Source organism: Lysinibacillus sp. FW301-JW8 (assembly GCF_058788755.1).
Map to the genome: position 1 here is coordinate 1 of NZ_JBYTBB010000085.1, position 20,371 is coordinate 20,371.

A 20,371-nucleotide genomic window follows, 5' to 3' on the forward strand; every position below is an offset into this window, starting at 1 on the left:
TGAAAACCATTGTTCAAATGATGTTTTTCGTGTAAACTTATCCATGCTTATGTCCTTTATTTTGGATTTGGATGGTTTACTACCGCCCAACCATTATAAAGGCTTTTTTTATGCACGGATAATATTGCGGAAAATTCAGTTTTTTGAAATACGTTGAATTATTTTAATGCGACGCTAGTGTTATTTAATAAATATATAAAAAACGATTGGGGGTTTTTTATGAAAAAAACAATATCATTATTTGCATTACTGCTAGTGACGATGGTTGTTTTGATTGCATGCAACAATGATTCAGGGGAAAAGGAAGCAGCCGCTGAAAAGGATGTAGGATCACTTGTTATTACTGGGGATACAGTGACTGAGCAAGGTGGATGTGTACTAGCTAGCCGATTTTCACCAGGAGATAAAATTATTTTCCGGAACAATGTACTAGATGGATTAACAAATGAGCAAGTAAAGGATGCAAAGGTGCAGGTACACCTATCTACGGGAGAAACACTTGATATGAAATATGGCAAGCATGGTGATGATAATTTTTGGGTAGTAGCTTATCCTGTAACAAAAGATACACCAACTGGAACACTTGATTATTCAGTTACAGCAGAATATAAAGAGCAAAAGGGAGAATTTAAGCCTTTTAATGTTGCTCCTTCTTTATTAACGATTGTGTCTGAAGACGTTGCACAGACACCAAAAGAGGAGCCGGTTTCTGCTGAGGCAGATGCGTCTGCTGTCGAAACGAATCAAGCTGTTGATATAATTGGAAAAAATTTTGAATTTCATGGTCCAAAGGGAGAAAAAGCTTTTTATGTAAAAGCAGGAGAGGAAGTAACACTTTCGTTAAAATCTGAAGAAGGTATGCACGGAATTACTATAGAGGGATTAGATGTTAATTTAGAAAAGGATGGCACTGTGAAATTTACGCCTGAAAAAGCTGGAGAATTTAATATGGTGTGTAGCGTTTTTTGTGGTGCAGGTCATAGTGATATGACAGCTAAACTAGTAGTTGTTCAATAAAGGGGGGGCTTTTATGAAACACTTATTAAAATCGCCTTTGCTCTTCATCATTGTATTATTAACTAGTTTAAGCTTAATAGCTTGTTCTGATAAAGAAGAGCAAGCCATTAATGGACAACAAAATTCATCGAATAAAGCGGATGCTGAAAAACAAGAAACAGCTCAGGAAAAATTATTAAACAATATTTCCTTATCTAAAGTTCGAGGGTTTGTCCGAGATGAAGTTACTTTTAATGTCGATCAGTTAAAGGCAGGTCAACCAGTTGAATTAGTATGGAATGCTATAAATGGAGAATATCTCATCGAGGATTTGTATACAGTCGTTGGTCCAAAGTTTACAGAAAAAGAAATAATTTTACAGCAGGGTATCGCAGACTCAACAGGGAAATGGGTTGGCAAGTTTAATGTGCCTGAGGGCTTTGGCGGAGATTTTACATTATGGGTCAAACAAGAAGGGAAAAAAATCGGTCAAATTGGTTATACCGTTGATCCATCCTTTGTCATGGAGCCTAAATCCGGTCCAGTAGGTACAGAAATTAAGATTAAAATGGAAGGCCTTGGTTGGAGCACATATATGCGAAATTGGCAATTAACCTATGATAATAAATATACAGGGCTAATTACAGGGATTTCAACAAATGGAACTGCAGAGGCGAAAATTCGCGCTGCTGGCTCTGTAGGTGATCATGCCATTCGTCTTCGTACAGGATACTTAGGAATGCAGTATATCAACTATTTACAGTCTCCATATCCAGACAAACCAGCACCAGATTTTATGTTTACAATTACAGATGGGGCTGCACCAACTATTGCTAATTATATAGAAGATGCACCAGTAGCTGCATCTGGCGGTGTTGACATGCCAAAATTGAAGCAGGGTGAAGGTGTCAAGGTTGAGCTAACTAAAAATGAGGGTATAGTAGGTGATCCTGTAAAACTGACATCCTCTGGTTTACCTAAGGAGACAGAAATAGAACTTATTTGGAACACAATGAAAGGAAGCCGTGTAAGCGGCAAAGGCTTTGGAGAGGAAACAACATTACTGAAAAAAGTTAAAACGGATGAAAATGGAGAGTTAAAATATGATTTTACAGTTCCAGATGATTTAGGAGGCATACCTCATCGTCTCGATTTAGCTACAGAAGGTAAGGTGTATGGGCAAACTTATTTACGAGTTTTACCTTCTATCGTTGAATTTTCTCCAAAATCCGGTCCAGTTGGAACAAAAATTTCCATAACTATTAAGGGCGGTGGCTGGACTGAGTTTGATAATGCCTATTATTTAACTTATGACAATGCCTATACAGGTTATTTATGTGCCTTTAATAGCCAAGGAAATTTAACTTTTGATGTTATTGCAACGGGTGATGCTGGATATCATTTAATTGATTTATATCCTGGCATTTATAAGCAGCAGGAAAAGGAGACGGATATGACCTTGATTCCACAATTAACCTACTCCACGGATCATCCTGGTTCTGCAATGCCTGCTATTCGATTAGCTTTTGAAATTACAAAATAGTAATTCATTGCTTTAAAGCGCTAATTAATTCTTGAAAAACGTAAAAAATAACAGGAAGATAGTTGACAAATATTTCTATAGTATGATAATCTTCAAGAACACTATAACAAATCAAGTAAAGGAGGGCATGACAATGTTCAATTTATCAGTATCATTTCAAAACACATTTGCATACATTGTCCATGCCTAACTTTTATTTCTATTGCAGTAAAAGGCATGGGTTACACTTTGCCTTTCATAAGAGACACATGCTCTTTTTAGGGGATGTGTCTTTTTTGTTGCGTAAAAAGTTGTAGTGATTACACAAAAAGGAGTGTATTAGTATGCGAAGTACAGCACTAAAAATGATTTTCATCAAGGAATTTCTGGATAGTGGGTAGCAACGTTTTCACAGCACGAGGGAAAGAAGGTTATGATGTATGTTTGATGTATTAAGTAAGCTAAGCTGGTTTTTTAAGCAATACTGGAAACAATATACGGTGGCAATCATGTTCTTAATAATTGCTAGTGTTCTAGAGGTAGTACCTCCTTATTTACTAGGGTCCATTATTGATATATTGACTGCTGGGGAAATGTCGTCAGCTATTTTATCAAAGTATATTTTGATTTTTGTGGGAATTATTATTGGTGGTTATGCCCTGAATTTTGTGTGGCAATTCCGACTATTTGAAGGGGCTATTAATTTAGAGAAAATATTACGCCGGAATCTTATGCAGCATTTTTTACGTATGACACCAACGTTTTATGAAAAAAATCGCACTGGGGATTTAATGGCTCGTGCAACTAATGATTTAAACGCCGTGTCATTAACTGCTGGATTTGGGATTATGACCCTGATTGACTCGACGATTTATATGGGGTGCATTATTTTTGCCATGGGCTATCTGATTTCTTGGAAGCTCACATTTTTTGCTATGCTACCTGTTCCAATCATGGCTATTCTTATTCAATATCTTGGAAAAATTGTGCATGAGCGTTATATGAAGGCTCAAGATGCATTTGGAGAGCTGAATGATAGTGTGCTAGAGTCGGTTGCAGGTGTACGGGTAGTACGTGCTTATGTGCAAGAAAAAAAGGATGAGGCAAGTTTTGCAGAGATGAGCGAAATTGTCTATGAAAAAAATATGCATACAGCAAAAATTAACGCGCTATTTGGACCGATTACAAAGGTCGGTACTGGCATTAGCTATGTTGTAGCACTTGGTTACGGTGCTCATTTAGTTGCAACTGAGGCGATGACAGTAGGGCAGCTTGTGACATTCAATGTTTACTTGGGGTTAGCGGTTTGGCCTATATTTGCCATCGGTGAGCTTATTAATGTGATGCAGCAGGGAAATGCTTCTCTTGATCGTGTACAGGAAACGCTCAACTATGAGGCAGATGTTCGAAATATTGCGAATCCACAAATGATTGCGACACCAAATGGAATTGGCTTTGATGCTCTAACATTCCAATATCCTATGAGTCAGGTGAAAAACCTACAACGAATTTCATTGTCGTTGAAAAAAGGGCAGACACTTGGCATTGTTGGGAAGACAGGGGCAGGTAAAACAACGTTCCTACGACAATTATTACGTGAGTATCCAATCGGTGAGGGACAGCTATCAATTGATGGAGTAGATATTACTGCACAAACGAAAGAGCAATTACTAGATTGGATTGGTTATGTACCACAGGATCATGTGTTGTTCTCACGTACAATTCGTGAAAATATTTTATTCGGAAAAGAAAATGCGACACAGGCTGAATTGCAGCAGGCGATTCACGCTGCATACTTTGAAAAGGATTTAAAAAATTTACCGATGGGTCTTGAAACACTTGTAGGTGAAAAGGGCGTTTCCCTTTCAGGTGGTCAAAAGCAACGTGTGTCCATTGCGCGTGCCTTGATTAAGGATCCTGAAATTTTAATGCTGGATGATTCATTATCTGCTGTAGATGCTAAAACAGAGGCAAAAATTATTGAGAATATTCAGCGAGAACGACAGGATAAAACAACGATTATTACCACACATCGATTATCAGGCATACAGCATGCAGATATAATCATCGTGCTAGATGAAGGTCAAATTGTCGAACAGGGAACACATGAGCAGCTTCTTGCACTACAAGGATGGTATAAAGAGCAATTCGACCGTCAGCAGCTAGAAGGAGGTGCCTCATGAGTACGGGTCAACGTTTAACACGCTATGCCATGTATTTTAAAAAACCAATTTTACTCGGTCTGTTTTTCTTAACAATCGCTGTATTTACCGAGCTAGTCGGGCCATTTATTGCCAAGCATATCATTGATAATTATATGACAATTGGTCATATCGAAATAAAACCAATTACATGGCTATTACTAGTTTATTTAATTTTAGCAATTGCTACTGCGATATTACGCTATTTTATGTATATTTATTTGCAGGCTGGTGCTAACCGCGTAGTGCAAAAATTGCGAAAGGATGTATTTGAGCATATTCAAACATTACCAATACAATATTTCGATAATTTGCCAGCCGGAAAAATTGTAGCCCGTGTTACAAATGATACGGAGGCTGTTCGAAATTTATATGTACAGGTACTATCCAATTTTGCAACGAGTTTCATTTCAATTATAGGTGTTTACATTGCACTTTTTATTTTAAACTGGAAAATGGCTATGTTAGCCTTACTAATGATTCCAGTGGTTTACTTTTGGATGATTTTATATCGTAAATTTGCTTCTAAGTATAATGATGTAATTCGTACCAAAATCGCTGATATTAACGCTATGATCAATGAATCCATTCAAGGAATGACGATTATTCAGGCATTTCGTCGAGAGCAGCAAATGACAAAGGAATTTGATGATATGAATAATGAGCATTATGCGTATGAACGCAAGCTGCTTGTTCTTGATTCAGCGACTTCCTTCAACCTTGTCAATACATTAAGATTAATCATGTTTACAGTCTTTATTTTCTACTTTGGCACACAGTCCTTTACTGCAACACAAGTGGTATCTGCTGGAACCTTGTATGCCTTTGTTGATTATTTAACAAAATTATTTAATCCCATCACAAATATTGTCAATCAGTTTTCACAACTGGAACGTTCACTTGTTGCAGGGAAACGTGTATTCGAGGTGCTGGATATAAGTGGTGAGCCTGTTTCCGAAAAAAGCATACCAAGATATAAAGGAAATGTGGTTTTCGAAGATGTTTCCTTTGCTTATAAAAACGAGGAATATGTATTGAAAAACCTTTCCTTTGAAGCTCACCAAGGCGAAACAATTGCCTTAGTAGGTCATACTGGATCTGGCAAAAGCTCCATTATGAACTTATTATTCCGCTTCTATGATCCATCTAAAGGGAAAATTACAATTGATGGTCTAGATATCACATCGGTGCCGCGTCAAACAATGCGTGAGCATATGGGAATTGTTTTACAGGATCCTTATTTATTTACAGGAACGATCGCTGCGAATGTTAGTTTAAATAATCCTAAAATCTCACGTGAAAAAATAGAAGCTTCATTGAAGGCTGTTGGCGGTGAGCGTGTTTTAGGAAATCTTCCAAATGGCTATGATGAGCCAGTGATTGAGAAGGGTAGTACGTTGTCATCTGGACAGCGTCAGCTTATATCCTTTGCTCGAGCGCTTGCCTTTGACCCTGCTATATTAATATTAGATGAGGCTACTTCAAATATTGATACAGAAACAGAGGAAATTATTCAGCATGCGATGGATGTGCTGAAAAAAGGGCGTACAACATTTATCATCGCACATAGACTTTCTACTATTAAAAATGCAGACCGTATCCTTGTATTAGATCGAGGTAAGATTGTAGAACGAGGTACACATGATGAATTATTAGCACAGGGCGGTATTTACGAAACAATGTATCAGATGCAGGCAAATTCATTACATCAATAGGTAGGTTTTTGATGGATAATTAGCCCTGTCAACTTTAGGAAGCCCCATTTTGCAAAAAAAAGTGGGGCTTTTTTTAGAGGGCACTGAAGAAGAAAATTCTTTTTGTATATTAAAAATCTATCTTTTGTTTGATTTAAAAACGTATCACATTTTTTGTGGTAAATAGACTTTTTCAGTGTCCTCTTTTTTATCGAATAAAAATGGTGACATGTCATTCCTTGTAAAATAACAAAGGTGTTTCATTGTAAAAGGCTAGCTTTTTCCGTAGAATAAAGTGATAAAAGTTGAAATTTACCAATTGGAGGAACTATGAAAAAGAATTTTATAATTTGTACAATGATCTTTTTGCTGTGCTGCTTCCCAATCACTTTTATGGACAATGTGGAAGCTAGTGAACAAACAATGACAACAAAAGTGAATAGCATTATCTCAAAAAACTGGAAAAGCAATGAATACAGCATTACCGTACGAGATATGGAGACAGGAAATATTCTTTACAATAAAAACGGTGATAAAATGATACGTCCGGCTTCTACTCATAAGCTTTTAGTGAGTGCTGCTGCATTGGATTTGCTGGGAGCAGATTATCGATTTGAGACAAAGGTTTATATTGATGGACCAATTGAAGATGGTGTTCTTCATGGCAATATTTATTTACAGGGCGGTGGAGATCCAACGCTTTTACCTGTCCATTTAGAATCATTTGTTAATGGACTGAGAAAATTAGGAATATTGAAAATCACGGGCTCTTTAATTGCCGATGACACGTGGTTTGATACAGATCGTTTAGCAAAAGGCATTGTTCCTCAGGATGAAGCGTTATCCTATGCTTCACGTATTTCAGCATTAACGATTTCACCAAATGATCAGTATGATATTGCTACTGTGCAAGTAAAAGTGACCAGCACAAAGATTGGGACTAAGGCAAATGTTCAGCTTGCCCCGTTTGCTAGTACAATTCCAATTGTTAATAAGACTAAAATCGTTAAAAAGGGTGAGAAAAATACCGTAGCTATTACACGAGAATACGGCACAGACCGTATTGTTGCTACAGGAAATTTACCAGCTGGTACAGAGAAAAGTACATATGTGACTGTTTATGATCCAACCTTGTATACACTTGATGTATTTCGGGAAAAATTACTGACAAAGGGAATCCAAACAATGCCTTTGGAGGTTGGGGAGGTACCGGTCAACGCAATGAGAGTAGGAATTTCCTATTCAAAGCCATTAAAGGATATTAATTTTCGCTTTTTAAAACTTAGTATTAATGGTATGGGGGAGATGCTCACAAAGCAACTTGGGCGAGAACTACTTGGAGAAGGTAGCTGGTCAGCAGGAATTCAAGCAATTCGTACATATGGTAATGATAGTGGACTTAATATGGGGCAGTGGTATTTTGAAGATGGTTCAGGTTTAAATCATCAGAATCGTGTAAGCAGTATGCAGGAAAGTCTACTGTTATATAATATTCGAAGTAAACCTTGGTATTTCTCCTACTTAGATGCATTGCCTCAGGCAGGAAGAAAAGGCAAGCTTGTTGGAGCGACATTAGAAAATCGCCTACAGGGATATAGTGTATCTGCTAAAACTGGGTATATATCTGGTACATATGCTTTAAGTGGTTATGTCAAAGGAAAGAGTGGTAAATGGTATATTTTTAGTATTTTAACACAGGCCAATAAAACGTCTGCTATTCCAACCATTGATGACATTGTCAAACAGATTGCAAATGAATTGTAAAGGTTTTCACGATGATGAGCAATTTAGTTTTATTGTAATTTATTTAATGATAAACTATTTAATATTGAACTATTAAAGCAGCATTACCCTATTTAAAAGAAACAAAAGGAAATGTTATTAACTTTGCATCTGGTGCTGGTTTACAAGGACATGAAACACAAGCGGCTTATGCGGCTGCAAAAGAGGCAATCCGTGGTTTGTCTCGTGTTGCAGCAAATGAATGGGGACGCTTCGGTATTAATGTAAATATTATTAGTCCACTTGCTAATTCACCAGGTGTACAAGCATGGGCAAAAGCACAACCTGAGTATTATGAAGCTGTTAGAGGTAAAATCCCACTAGGTCGCTTCGGGGATGTTGAACAAGATATTGGTCGTGTAGCTGTTTTCTTAGCTTCCGACAATTCGCAATATATCACAGGTCAAACCATTATGGTGGACGGAGGTTCAGCAATGCTTCACTAATTGCTTGGGGCTTTGAGGAGGATTTTTTTGAAACAAACAAATATTTTTAAACTCATTCATATGATTGAACAAATGAACAATGCCAATATTATTCGTTTTACGAAGTCATTTCCCTATCCGTTAGGGATTTCACCAATTCTTGTTTTAAGCGAGCTCCAGACAAAAGGGCCGCAGAAACAAGCTGAATTAGCAGAAACGATTGGCTATACAAAAGGAGCAATGACGAATATTGCTGAAAAATTAGTCAAGCTCGGTTTGGCAGAAAGATTATATGATCCGTCTGATCGTCGTACAATTCGCCTACAAATTACAACAGAAGGTGAAAAAGCCTTAATAAAAGCCCAATCTATTGGACAAGAGGTTTTTATGCAGCTTTTTGAAGTATTGAATGAAGAAGAGATTGCACAATATTTGCTAATCCAAGAAAAATTAGTGCAAGGAATACAAGACAAAAATATATAGATAGAAAAGTCGCTTCATGGTGAGGCGGCTTTTTTATTGTGATTGTGAAATATATACATAATTTAGCTGACGTATTTGATAATTAATTAGATACATTTTATAATTATATTGTGGTTCTAATATAGAGACATTTGAGGTGGAAAATGGCATTAAAAACATTAGATAATTCATTAGAAGTATTAAAATATTTTAGTAAAGAGAATCCTACCTGGGGCGTGCGTGAATTAGCAAAAGAAATGAATATAAGCCATTCTATCATTCACAGGATTTTAGCTACCTTTGAAAATCATGGCTTTTTAAACCAGAACCCTGAGACAAAAAAATATGAATTAGGACTACGTTTTTTAGAGTATGGGCAAATGGTAAAAGAAAAATTGAATCTTTCTGATTTTGTTTTACCAATCATGAAAAAACTTTCTGAGGAAATAAAAGAATCCGTCTTTTTAACATGGCTTGACGGAGCAGATGGTGTAACGGTTGAAATTGCAGAAAGCTCGCAAACAATTAAGTTCTCTGTTTCAATGGGAACTCGTACACCGTTATACATAGGTGCATCTTGTAAGACCATCATGGCTTATCTTCCGGAGAAGAAGCAGAAGGACATTATGGATAGTGGCATGAAAAAATTAACAACTGAAACGATTACAGACCCTGGGGAGCTGTTAATTGATTTAGAAAAGATTCGAACACAGGGCTGGTGCTTTACTACAGGTGAATATTCTCATTCAGTATTTGGTCTCGGCGTACCACTTTTTAATAATAAAGGTGAGATTATTGCTTCATTAACCATTGCTGGTCCTAATTATCGTAAACCAGTAGAGGAAAAACTGCCTGATATGGTCAAAGTGCTCCAATATTCAGCGATGAGTATCCAACGATATTTCGATCAATTTAGTTTTAAATTATATCATGAGTAATCAACAAAAGGCTCAGATAGTTTTTTCTACTCTGAGCCCTTGCTTTTGTCATTTATAGTAGTTCTTTTATCAATGAAATGGCAACATCGATCTCCTTGAATGTGTTAAAATAATGTGGCGAGAAGCGAGCCATCTTATTGATGCTGTTTCGTTCCATAATCGTATTAGCCATAAAGGTTCCAGCCTCAATAATGACTCCATGCGTTGCTAAATAATTGGTCACATCATCTGGTGAAATACCTTCAATATTAAATGGGGTAATCGATAAACGGTTTGCTACTTGCTGGGGCCCATATATGACGATACCTTCTATAGATTGAAGCTGCTCTAGCAAATAAGTAGTTAATAGCTTTACTTGCTGATGGATGGCATGAATCCCAATATTATTTGCGTAATCGATAGCCGCACCTAATCCTAAAATACTAGGAATGACAGGGCATCCAGGTTCAAAGCGTTTGGCTGTTGCTACAAAAGAATAGTCATTGTTGGGATAGTCCCAATTGGTGCTTCCCCAACCAATCATTATCGGTGTTAGTGTTTGTATAAGCTCTTCACGAACATAAAGAATGCCTGAGCCTTCTGGACCCCGCAGCCACTTTCGTCCACAGGTAAGTAAGAAATCACAGTCAAGATCTTTGACATCGATTGGAATCAAGCCCACTGTTTGGTTTGCATTAATTAGTGTTAAAACATTCTTTTGCTTGGCTAGCTGACATATTTCCTTTGCTGGCTGAAGAGCACCTGAAGCATTAGACATATGTGCAAATGCAATCATTTTTGTTTTAGGTGTTATGAATTTTTCTAGCTTGTCTAGATCCACCATATAGTTTAAGTTTGTTTTAAAAACCTTTAAAAGAACACCTTGTTGCTCAAGTGCAAGCCAAGGCACATAGTTACTTAGCATCTCGGTATCCAAAACAATGACTTCATCGCCTTTTTCCCATTGCAAACCACCTGAAACAAAATTAACAGCCATCGAACCATTCGGGACAAAGGCGATTTCTTCTTTTTTTGCGCCTATTAATATTGCTGATTTTTCACGAACAATTTCAATATTTTCGTAGGTTTCCTGACGAAAGGAGGGCAAATAGGGACCAATGCTAGCTTGTTTCTGTATATAGCTCGTCATGGTATCTACTACTGGCTGTGGCATTGCAGAAGCAGCAGCAGTATTCAGGTAGATATATTTGTCCAGCAGTGGCATATCCTTTTGAATCTTTTTTATATCAATTGTCATGTCCATCCCAACCTTATAAAATGATTAAATCTTTGGAAAACGTCATTAAATTTTCATAGCCATCCTCTGTGACTATCAAGTTATCCTCAATACGGACACCGCCCACATCCTTTACATATATCCCTGGTTCAATGGTAAAAGCCATGCCAGCCTTTAAAACGAGATTATTTTGCTGCATTAAATAAGGTTCCTCATGAGCACTTAGTCCAATTCCATGTCCTAGTCGATGTGTGAAAAACTCTCCATAGCCAGCATTTCGAATAATAGTTCTTGCAGTATCATCTATTTCATGAGCCGTTTGCCCGGGTTTAATAGCCTCAATAGCAGCTTCATTTGCTAGCTTAACAATACTATAGATTTTTTCTAATGTTGGTGAAATTTCTCTTAATGCCACTGTTCTTGTTATATCTGCCACATAGCCTTTGTAAATCGAGCCGAAATCTAAAACGATTAATTCACCAGCTTCAATAGTTTTCGTAGAGGCTCTACCGTGTGGAAGTGCACCTCTATAGCCAGAAGCAACAATTGTTCCAAATGGTGTTCCTTCAGATCCTCGACGTCTCATCTCATACTCTAATTGTGCAGCCACCTCCATTTCTGAAATCCCGGCTTTAATAATTGGTAATGTTGCTTCGAGACTCTCTTCTACTATGTTCACAGCTTGTCTCATTAATTGAATTTCGTTGCTATCTTTATTTATACGAAGTTCTCGAATCACCTCTCCTATATCATATAAATGCTCATATGTAAGTGACTCAATTGTTTTTTGTTCTTTCACATGCATGAAGTCAAATTCTACTCCCATTACACGCAATGAACCTATTTGTTGTCTTAATTGCTGAAGAGCATGAAAAGGTCCTTCTTCATCTGAATAAGAGAAAATAGCATTGCTGCTTTTGGCATCCATTTTATTTAATTCTACTTGTGGCATTAAAAAATATAATTTTTCGCCTTTCGTGATAATTGCTAAAGCTATGCGTTCACTTTGTTTTAAATGTAAGCCTGTAAAATAATACATATTGGGTCCTGGAACCAAGACAGTTATGTCGATAGAGTTTTCCCTCATAAGGGAGACTAATTTTTCTCTTCTTTTTTGATACATTGAAAATACCTCCTAAATGCTAGTAAAATTATCCAACACCGTTTCTTTTATAGAGACAATGTATCTATTAATTTTAAAAAAAGTATATATCAATAATAATGAATTTTCAATTAATCAGAAAATTTTTTCTCAACTAGGTACTATTTCTTTGGTGATGAAGTGGTTTACACAGACTTTTTAAATCGAGGGATTTATCTCAAGGCTTTGAAGATTATTTACCAATTCAGGAATAGGTTGGCGTATATTTAGTAAATACTAGTGTACGTCTTTTTTTCGTCCAATATGCATATAAATAGACTATATAAACTTTTTTCCAACTTAAAACGTCAAAAAGAGGGGTAAATCTGTTTAGCAAGAAAGGACTTATGTATGGAAAAAAAAATGAAGCGCTCTAAAGAGAGAAAGAGCAAGAAGAGAATATGGCTTTGGATATTAGGCAGCCTAGTAGCAATTTTTTTAATCTTTATAGGTACTGCTTATTATACGATCCAGAAAACGATGAATAAAATAAATACACCTTTAATTGAAGCAGCGGATAATGAGGGGATAGATCAAAAAACAGTAACAAAAAAGGAGCCATTTTCTGTGTTACTGCTTGGAGTGGATGAGCGTAAAGATGATAGTGGACGCTCAGATACAATGATTGTTGTAACGGTTAATCCTGCAAAACAAACGATGAAAATGCTTAGTATACCACGAGATACTCGGACGGAGATTATAGGTCATGATTCTGTGGATAAAATTAATCATGCCTATGCATTTGGGGGAGTTCCCATGGCTGTCGATACGGTAGAGCATTTTTTAGATATTCCAATTGATTATTATGTGTTTATTAATATGGAGGGCTTCCTTCAAATTATTGATACGATTGGCGGCGTTACCATCGAAAATGACATGGATTTAACCTATAATTCATATCATTTTCCAAAGGGAGATGTCACTTTAACGGGAGATGAGGCACTAATTTTTTCTCGCATTCGATATGAAGATCCTCGCGGTGATTTTGGTCGACAAATTCGTCAACGACAAATTATTGAGGCGGTTATGAAAAAAGCTTCTTCCACATCATCTATACTTTTAAAGGCTACTGATATGCTGGAAGTAGTTGGTGATAATGTACGTATGAATTTCACAATGAAAGATTTAATTCAGTTACAAAGTATTTATAAAAAAATGAATCGCAATATTGATCAGCTGTCATTTGAAGAGGGAGATGGCAAAAAAATAGATCATATATGGTATTATATCCCAAATAATGCGGAGCTTCAAAAAATTCAATCAGAGTTAAAAGAGCATTTGCAGTAAACGGGAAGGAGGTTGGTAGGGACTTTTTGGGTAATATAGCTGTAAAACTTTCGATCGTGAGGGGAGGGAGATGAATGAATGGGAGGACCCAGGTGCTTAGGTACACAGCTCTCAATAATTGCATGCACAGCTATGTACCTAAACGTAAGGCTCAAAAACATCCAATTAGATCTACTATACAGCAGTTACAACTATTGTGCTTAAAAATCTTTATATAAACTTAAAAAATCATTCAGGTAGGGTGCATGCCTAGTTGAATGATTTTTTTCTTTTTTATTTGAAATATCAGAAAATTTAGTGTATACTTTGATTTAGAAATGGTTTAGGGAGTGATTGTGATGATTATTGGCACAATTTTATTAGCAGTTGCATTACCTGTAGGTATTGTTTTAGCAGTAGACTTATTAAATGAACAACATCACTCTGCTACGCAAAGTAACCACTGATAATTTTTTAAAAAAAATTAAAATTAAGCTAGGCAAAGTGAAAGAAAGCTTTGTCTATTTTTTGTGGCTATGAAACAATTTTTGTGAATCATTCGTCAATACACTTTAGAAAATGTTATACTATAAAAAAACAGTATCGGGGAATGAATATGCAAGAGGAAAAAACAAATTTTAAAAAAGAAGTACTATCCTATCTTAAAATTATTGTGATTACAGCTATTGTTGTATTAGGCTGTAAGCAATTTTTATTCGCACCGATTAAAGTGCAGGGTGCTTCGATGTACCCCACTTACCATGATAAGGATATCATTGTTGTTAGTAAAACGAGTAAAATTGAACGCTTTGATCAAATTGTTTTTCAATCACCAACAGAGGACGAGTTATATATCAAACGGGTAATTGGTTTGCCAGGTGATACGGTTGAAATGAAGGATGATGTTCTATATGTTAATGGTAAAGCTTATAAAGAGGATTATGTGAATCGTCAAACGGATGACCCGAATCAATTACGCATTACAGAAAATTTCACTTTAGAGCAACTGGTCAATGAAAAAAAGGTGCCTGAGGGAATGTATTTTGTTCTTGGTGACAATCGTCTAAAAAGTTACGATAGCCGTCATTATGGTTTAATTTCTGAAGATGCCATTTATGGTGAAGCTAAAATAACCCTCTATCCGTTTAATCAATTCCATGTTGGTTCAAAAAAATAAACGTTTTTAATGTTTATGTATAAATATGTTAAAATGAAAAGGCAGAAATATTATTTTCAATCAATATTTCTGCCTTTTGCTATTTACTTTTTTAGCTGAAATACATTTTTTTAGTTATTTGATAGAGCGGTACATTCTGTATAAGAGGGATAATAGACACAAACCGTTGAATTTTCTACAGTTTCTTTGATGGGAATTGGCTGTTTGCCTAGTTTAGAGGAAATGTTTGCTGGTTCACCGATTGCAAGCTCTTCTATTACTAGTTCTACGCCATAAAACAACACTAAGAAATAGCATACTAAACCTACTATACGCAAACAATCACCTCGCAATATTCTTTCTAGTATTATGTATGGCCAAATTTGAAAAAATATAAGCTAAATCTAAAATCTTTCTTCTGTAAATGGCATTTTTTATTGTAAGTCGCTAGCTATATGTACAAATAAAAGGTATTAAATTCTATTTTTAACCATTTTTATATAGTGGATGTAAAGTAGAATCATAAAAAATTGTTGTCATGTAAAATTCAATATGCTAATATAGCTAGGGTAAATATTTGATCTGTATAACCTCAATAATATGGATTGAGGGTCTCTACCAGGAACCATAAAATCCTGACTACAAAAATTGTTCTTCATTTTTGTAGTCAGGATTTTTTTGTTTTTGTTAGCCCATCTTTGTTATTCCGGATAAATCAGGCTGATGTGGGACGAATGAAAAGTATCCTCTACAAAAATGATGTCTAACGGAAGGGTGATTACGATGAATTGGAGAGTTTATATTCTTGCTGCTACTACTTTTGCAGTAGGATTAGTGGAGTTAATTGTTGGTGGTATATTACCAAAAATCGCAGAGGATTTAAATGTATCCTTAGCAACAGCAGGTCAATTAATTACCATTTTTGCTCTTGTCTATGCAATTTCTGCGCCTGTCCTTTTATCATTAACAGCAAAAGTGGAAAGGAAGCGCCTATATCTTATTTCTTTATTAATCTTTACCATTGGGAATATCATGACATTTTTTAGTACAACATTCCTGACAGTGATGGTTGCTAGAATTTTTACAGCAATGAGCACAGCGTTAGTGATTGTCTTATCCTTGACGATTACAACAAAGATTGTCGAACCAAGACATCGTGCGAAAGCATTAGGACTTGTTTTTGTTGGAGTTAGTTCCGCACTCGTCATTGGTGTACCGATGGGAATATTTGTGACAGAGGCATTTGGCTGGCGAGCTGTGTTCTTAGGAATCGCTCTACTTTCAACGCTATCCATGATTCTTATTGCGTTGCTGCTTGAAAAAATGCCAGTTGTAGAAGTGGTCCCATTAAAGGCTCAAATTAAATCATTGGCTAATTTAAAAATCTTTAGTGCACAACTAACTACACTATTTATGCTGGCAGGTCATTATATGCTCTATGCATACCTCACACCGTTTTTAGTAGAAGCATTTCATATGAACGCTTCTTGGATTAGTATTTGCTATCTAATCTTTGGAATAGCGTCTGTCAGCGGGAATGCACTAGGTGGCTGGCTGAGTGATAAAATTGGTACTGGGAAAGCGATTATCATGATTGTCTCAGCATTTGCGGTTGTATTATTTAGTATTCCTTATACAATTGTTGCCCTGCCACTGTTTTTAATTGTCACTGTTTTATGGGGTGCACTTAGCTGGGCACTTACTCCTCCGCTGCAAAATTATTTAATACAAATTGATCCAAAAACATCTGATATTCAACAAAGCTTAAATACAGCCGCATTACAGATTGGAATATCCATAGGTTCTGCTGTTGGAGGAGCGATGTTTGCTGTAACAGGGTCCGTCATGCATTTATCTAGCTTTGGTGCCATCTTAGTTTTATGTGCATTAGGCTGTGCTATTTTCTCTTTAAAGAGAGCACCACTTTCTCAAGAGCATGAGCTGGACTTGACCTCCGCTCAGCACAATTCATAGAAATTTTTAAACATATCGTTCTGGGGGAAATAACCAAAAAAGTCATTTAAAAAGAAGGACAATCATGGCTCGAGATAGAATGTAAGTTTAAGGGAGGTTGGTAAATATATGCAGATAGATTTAACAGAGTTTAAAAATGTCAAGGTGGTTGCAACAATTGATCAGACGTTTTATCGAAATGTGGGTGCCATTATTTTGTATGAAGAGGATTCACATACTTTATCTGTCCGCAAACTAAAAAGAAAAATCGCCAATCAATATATACCAACAGACGAACTCGAAAACTTTATGTTTGATTCTCAAGCGGATGCCATAAAGTTTACCCATAAACTTACTAGAATGAGTGCACTTGATTATTTACTAGTAGTGAATAAAGAGCAGCAGTTAAAATAATGCCCTATAGGGAGGCATTTGGAGTAGCCATATTCCAAATGCCTTTTTTGTATGGATACGATATTCATGGCGAATATTAGTTGACTACTGCTCAAATTGTTATGGCGTATCGTTCAGCTATCAAACAAATATTAATTTCTCTATCAATTATTATCATACTGGAATAGGACAAGGAATAGATTGTTGTAGTTAAAGTATTTTAGGGGCTCAAAGAGAAAGAGATAAGGCCAATGTAATACTATTTTTTGATATTAGTTGAAAGAATTCTACTGATGAGAATCTAATCTTATGAGCTAATAAGGCGCAATGTAAAAATACAAAAAATTGTTTACAAAGACTTTACCTATTCTTGTAAAAGGGAAAGAGCCACTAATAATTTTTCTCCTGAATGTTAGTCAGTGAGAGGGAATTTAGCATAATCAGGCCTTTACAAAGGGTACGGCTCGTCTAATCATTTCAAATGGAGGGGGAATCGAATGTCAGAGTATCATCAACAGTCATCAGCTGAAGTTATGAAAACATTGAATGTAACAGATCAAGGATTGAGTGATTATGACGTTCAAAAGAGACAGGAAGTATACGGCTATAATGTATTGGAGGAAGGGAAAAAGACAAGTACATTAGCCGTTTTCCTTGGACAGTTTAAAGATTTATTAGTGATTATTTTAATCATTGCTGCATTCGTTTCATTTTTATTAGGGGAAGTAGAAAGTACAATCGTTATCATGATTGTTGTTATTTTAAATGCAATCCTAGGCACCGTACAACATGTCAAGGCTGAACAATCTTTGGATAACTTAAAAGCATTGACCTCTCCAATTGCCAAAGTCATGCGCAATAATCAGCTAATAGAGATTTCCTCGGAAGATATAGTCGTTGGTGATCTTCTATATTTGGAGGCTGGTGATTATATCAATGCGGATGGACGATTATTAGAAAGTCATAATTTGCATATCAATGAAAGTTCTTTAACGGGTGAGTCTATTGCTGTAGCCAAACATATCAATCCAATCAGGAATAGCAATGTAACAGTGGCTGATAAAAAGAATATGGTATACTCTGGTAGCTTTGTGACAAATGGGCGTGGCATTGTCATGGTTACAGCGATTGGCATGCAAACTGAAATCGGTAAAATTGCTAATTTATTAGATACAGCGAAAGAAAAGAAGACGCCCCTGCAAATAAGTTTAGATCAATTTGGGGAAAAATTAGCTTTAGGTATTACATTAATCTGTTTAGCTATTTTTACAATTGACCTGTTTCGTGGACGAGCACTAGTAGAATCGTTTATGTTTGCGGTATCGCTTGCAGTTGCAGCAATTCCAGAGGCTTTAAGTTCGATTGTTACCATTGTACTGGCTTTTGGAACGCAAAAAATGGCTAAGGAAAATGCTATTATACGAAAGCTCTATGCCGTTGAAAGCTTGGGAAGTGTATCCGTTATTTGTTCGGATAAAACAGGCACATTAACTGAAAATAAAATGGTGGTGCAAGAGGTCTATGTGGATCAAAAAGTGATTCCACATGATTGGCTGCACACGACGAATACAGTTGAGAAAAATTTGATTATCAAGGGGTTATTATGTAGTGATGCGGTGGAAAGAGATCAAAAGGAAATAGGTGACCCTACTGAAATTGCCCTTGTGAAATTGGGGAAGCAATATGGCTTTGATGAAGTTGTTATTAGGGAACGTTATCCAAGAATAGCTGAAATTCCTTTCGATTCAGATAGAAAGCTGATGAGTACTGTAAATAAGATGGATCAGCAATCGATTATGATTACCAAGGGAGCAGTTGATGTTCTTTTACCTAAAGTCGTAAAAATTCAAACATCTGCAGGGATTCATGATATTACACAGCACCATCGTCAGAAAATTGAAGCGGCGAATCGTGATTTCTCTATGAATGGGCTAAGGGTATTGGCCATTGCCTATAAAGAGGTAAGGGACAGTCAAGCCATCAATGCAAGAGTCGAACGAGATTTAATCTTTGTGGGGCTTGTCGCTATGATGGATCCACCAAGAAAAGAATCCAAAGAGGCTGTTGAAAATTGTATAAAGGCTGGTATAAAGCCAGTAATGATTACTGGGGATCATAAAATAACAGCGACTGCTATCGCCACGCAAATCGGTATTTTAAAAGATCCTTCAGAGGCGATTGAGGGGCATGAAATTGCAGGTTTAACAGATCAACAACTACAAGAAAAAGTGAAAGATTTTTCAGTTTATGCACGTGTCACACCAGAGCAAAAAATTCGCATTGTGAAGGCATGGCAGGAAACGGGGAGGGTCGTTGCCATGACAGGAGATGGCGTTAATGATGGTCCTGCCCTAAAACAAGCCGATATTGGTGTGGCGATGGGCATTACAGGCACAGAAGTAGCAAAAGATGCCTCCTCAATGATCTTAACGGATGATAATTTTTCAACGATTGTCAAGGCTATTGCAAATGGCAGAAGTATTTATACGAATATTAAAAATGCTATTTTGTTCTTATTATCAGGGAATGCGGGTGCTATTTTTGTTGTGCTATATGCAACTATTTTAGGCTTACCAGTGCCCTTTGCACCAGTGCATCTCTTATTTATTAACCTGCTTACTGATAGCTTACCGGCTATTGCAATTGGTCTAGAGCCTAATAATAAAAAAACAATGAAGGACAAGCCTAGGGATATCCATCAACCATTATTAAATAAAGTATTTACGACGCAGGTGGTGCTTGAGGGGATATTAATTGCCATCTCGACCATTATTGCCTTTCAAATTGGGTTGTCAACGGGTGATACTTTAACTGCGAGCACGATGGCATTTACCACATTATGTTTGTCACGTTTAGTGCATGGCTTTAACTCTAGATCAAAAGAATCTATTTTTACCATTGGTGTATTTTCCAATAAATATACTTGGCTAGCATTTTTAATTGGCTTTTTAAGTTTACATGCCGTATTATTTATGCCAATGCTTACAGGTGTTTTTGAGGTTGCTACATTAAGTTTGGCACAACTAGGTTTTATTTATAGTCTGTCTGTTCTACCATTCCTTGTCAATCAGTGGTACAAGCTGTTTTTTGTGAGAACTCGATAATAGGTGAAAAGCAACAAGCTCTCGTTTTTTTGAAACGAGAGCTTGTCATGTGTGTGCCCGGCATGCGCAACAACTAGGTGGTGAAAGTCCACTACAGACTTGGCAGTAGGAACTGTTAGCGA

General features: G+C 36.5%; 16 protein-coding genes, 1 pseudogene and 1 riboswitch. Of the genes and pseudogenes, 14 read left to right on the plus strand and 3 right to left on the minus strand.

The genetic code is table 11. The annotated features are described in order from the left end of the window. Positions 1–219: 219 nt before the first annotated feature. From AC3WOM_RS23790 to AC3WOM_RS23825, 8 genes and pseudogenes are all read left to right on the plus strand, one after another. Entirely contained in the window at positions 220–1,017 is a 798-nt protein-coding gene (locus AC3WOM_RS23790; protein WP_427543445.1) for a cupredoxin domain-containing protein, read from the plus strand. Between the two features lie 13 nt (positions 1,018–1,030). After that, entirely contained in the window at positions 1,031–2,539 is a 1,509-nt protein-coding gene (locus tag AC3WOM_RS23795; protein ID WP_492448646.1) for a hypothetical protein, read from the plus strand. A 419-nt stretch (positions 2,540–2,958) separates the two neighbouring features. Continuing rightward, positions 2,959–4,701: an ABC transporter ATP-binding protein gene (locus AC3WOM_RS23800; RefSeq protein ID WP_492448648.1), complete on the plus strand. Its 1,743-nt coding sequence runs from the start codon at positions 2,959–2,961 to the stop codon at positions 4,699–4,701. Next, on the plus strand, positions 4,698–6,434 hold the full coding sequence (locus tag AC3WOM_RS23805) for an ABC transporter ATP-binding protein (RefSeq protein WP_492448650.1): 1,737 nt from the start codon (positions 4,698–4,700) through the stop codon (positions 6,432–6,434). The genes AC3WOM_RS23800 and AC3WOM_RS23805 overlap by 4 nt, the downstream gene beginning before the upstream one ends. Positions 6,435–6,743: 309 nt before the next feature. Continuing rightward, positions 6,744–8,177, plus strand: coding sequence for a D-alanyl-D-alanine carboxypeptidase/D-alanyl-D-alanine endopeptidase (dacB, locus tag AC3WOM_RS23810; RefSeq protein ID WP_492448652.1), 1,434 nt, complete (start codon positions 6,744–6,746; stop codon positions 8,175–8,177). A gap of 71 nt (positions 8,178–8,248) precedes the next feature. Then, positions 8,249–8,641 (plus strand): annotated as a pseudogene (locus AC3WOM_RS23815) (SDR family NAD(P)-dependent oxidoreductase); the annotation flags it as partial. A gap of 27 nt (positions 8,642–8,668) precedes the next feature. After that, positions 8,669–9,103: a MarR family winged helix-turn-helix transcriptional regulator gene (locus AC3WOM_RS23820; RefSeq protein WP_427543430.1), complete on the plus strand. Its 435-nt coding sequence runs from the start codon at positions 8,669–8,671 to the stop codon at positions 9,101–9,103. A gap of 143 nt (positions 9,104–9,246) precedes the next feature. After that, positions 9,247–10,020, plus strand: coding sequence for an IclR family transcriptional regulator (locus AC3WOM_RS23825; RefSeq protein WP_427543427.1), 774 nt, complete (start codon positions 9,247–9,249; stop codon positions 10,018–10,020). 52 nt (positions 10,021–10,072) lie between these two features. On the opposite strand, the gene AC3WOM_RS23830 is transcribed toward AC3WOM_RS23825, so the two are convergent. Next, positions 10,073–11,257, minus strand: a complete 1,185-nt coding sequence (locus tag AC3WOM_RS23830) for an aminotransferase class V-fold PLP-dependent enzyme (RefSeq protein WP_492448653.1) — start codon at positions 11,255–11,257, stop codon at positions 10,073–10,075. 13 nt (positions 11,258–11,270) lie between these two features. Then, a complete protein-coding gene (locus AC3WOM_RS23835) occupies positions 11,271–12,359 on the minus strand; it encodes a M24 family metallopeptidase (protein WP_492448654.1) in 1,089 nt (362 codons plus the stop codon). 369 nt (positions 12,360–12,728) lie between these two features. Here AC3WOM_RS23835 and AC3WOM_RS23840 point away from each other — a divergent pair, with 369 nt between their 5' ends. From AC3WOM_RS23840 to lepB, 3 genes are all read left to right on the plus strand, one after another. After that, positions 12,729–13,664, plus strand: coding sequence for an LCP family glycopolymer transferase (locus AC3WOM_RS23840; protein ID WP_427543418.1), 936 nt, complete (start codon positions 12,729–12,731; stop codon positions 13,662–13,664). Positions 13,665–14,002: 338 nt separating this feature from the next. Continuing rightward, entirely contained in the window at positions 14,003–14,110 is a 108-nt protein-coding gene (locus tag AC3WOM_RS23845) for a transcriptional regulator (protein ID WP_427543415.1), read from the plus strand. 149 nt (positions 14,111–14,259) lie between these two features. Next, positions 14,260–14,820, plus strand: a complete 561-nt coding sequence (gene lepB / locus AC3WOM_RS23850; protein WP_427543412.1) for a signal peptidase I — start codon at positions 14,260–14,262, stop codon at positions 14,818–14,820. 110 nt (positions 14,821–14,930) lie between these two features. Here the strand turns inward: lepB and AC3WOM_RS23855 are convergent, their stop codons facing one another. After that, a complete protein-coding gene (locus AC3WOM_RS23855; protein WP_427543409.1) occupies positions 14,931–15,137 on the minus strand; it encodes a hypothetical protein in 207 nt (68 codons plus the stop codon). A 224-nt stretch (positions 15,138–15,361) separates the two neighbouring features. Further along, positions 15,362–15,461: riboswitch (purine riboswitch) on the plus strand. A 121-nt stretch (positions 15,462–15,582) separates the two neighbouring features. Here AC3WOM_RS23855 and AC3WOM_RS23860 point away from each other — a divergent pair. The 3 genes from AC3WOM_RS23860 to AC3WOM_RS23870 all read left to right on the plus strand — a co-directional run bounded on the left by AC3WOM_RS23860 (position 15,583) and on the right by AC3WOM_RS23870 (position 20,249). Beyond that, complete coding sequence (locus AC3WOM_RS23860) at positions 15,583–16,773, plus strand: MFS transporter (RefSeq protein WP_492448656.1); 1,191 nt, start codon at positions 15,583–15,585, stop codon at positions 16,771–16,773. Positions 16,774–16,881: 108 nt separating this feature from the next. Beyond that, positions 16,882–17,166, plus strand: a complete 285-nt coding sequence (locus AC3WOM_RS23865; protein ID WP_492448658.1) for a hypothetical protein — start codon at positions 16,882–16,884, stop codon at positions 17,164–17,166. A gap of 476 nt (positions 17,167–17,642) precedes the next feature. Further along, positions 17,643–20,249: a cation-translocating P-type ATPase gene (locus AC3WOM_RS23870; RefSeq protein ID WP_492448660.1), complete on the plus strand. Its 2,607-nt coding sequence runs from the start codon at positions 17,643–17,645 to the stop codon at positions 20,247–20,249. The last annotated feature ends 122 nt before the right edge of the window (positions 20,250–20,371 follow it).

What these genes read in the sequence shown, in the direction of transcription:
- AC3WOM_RS23790 (WP_427543445.1), top strand. Translation starts at nt 220, where the DNA reads ATGAAAAAAACAATATCATTATTTGCATTACTGCTAGTGACGATGGTT.
- AC3WOM_RS23795 (WP_492448646.1), top strand. Translation starts at nt 1,031, where the DNA reads ATGAAACACTTATTAAAATCGCCTTTGCTCTTCATCATTGTATTATTA.
- AC3WOM_RS23800 (WP_492448648.1), top strand. Translation starts at nt 2,959, where the DNA reads ATGTTTGATGTATTAAGTAAGCTAAGCTGGTTTTTTAAGCAATACTGG.
- AC3WOM_RS23805 (WP_492448650.1), top strand. Translation starts at nt 4,698, where the DNA reads ATGAGTACGGGTCAACGTTTAACACGCTATGCCATGTATTTTAAAAAA.
- dacB (WP_492448652.1), top strand. Translation starts at nt 6,744, where the DNA reads ATGAAAAAGAATTTTATAATTTGTACAATGATCTTTTTGCTGTGCTGC.
- AC3WOM_RS23825 (WP_427543427.1), top strand. Translation starts at nt 9,247, where the DNA reads ATGGCATTAAAAACATTAGATAATTCATTAGAAGTATTAAAATATTTT.
- AC3WOM_RS23830 (WP_492448653.1), bottom strand. Translation starts at nt 11,257, where the DNA reads ATGACAATTGATATAAAAAAGATTCAAAAGGATATGCCACTGCTGGAC.
- AC3WOM_RS23835 (WP_492448654.1), bottom strand. Translation starts at nt 12,359, where the DNA reads ATGTATCAAAAAAGAAGAGAAAAATTAGTCTCCCTTATGAGGGAAAAC.
- AC3WOM_RS23840 (WP_427543418.1), top strand. Translation starts at nt 12,729, where the DNA reads ATGGAAAAAAAAATGAAGCGCTCTAAAGAGAGAAAGAGCAAGAAGAGA.
- AC3WOM_RS23845 (WP_427543415.1), top strand. Translation starts at nt 14,003, where the DNA reads ATGATTATTGGCACAATTTTATTAGCAGTTGCATTACCTGTAGGTATT.
- lepB (WP_427543412.1), top strand. Translation starts at nt 14,260, where the DNA reads ATGCAAGAGGAAAAAACAAATTTTAAAAAAGAAGTACTATCCTATCTT.
- AC3WOM_RS23860 (WP_492448656.1), top strand. Translation starts at nt 15,583, where the DNA reads ATGAATTGGAGAGTTTATATTCTTGCTGCTACTACTTTTGCAGTAGGA.
- AC3WOM_RS23865 (WP_492448658.1), top strand. Translation starts at nt 16,882, where the DNA reads ATGCAGATAGATTTAACAGAGTTTAAAAATGTCAAGGTGGTTGCAACA.
- AC3WOM_RS23870 (WP_492448660.1), top strand. Translation starts at nt 17,643, where the DNA reads ATGTCAGAGTATCATCAACAGTCATCAGCTGAAGTTATGAAAACATTG.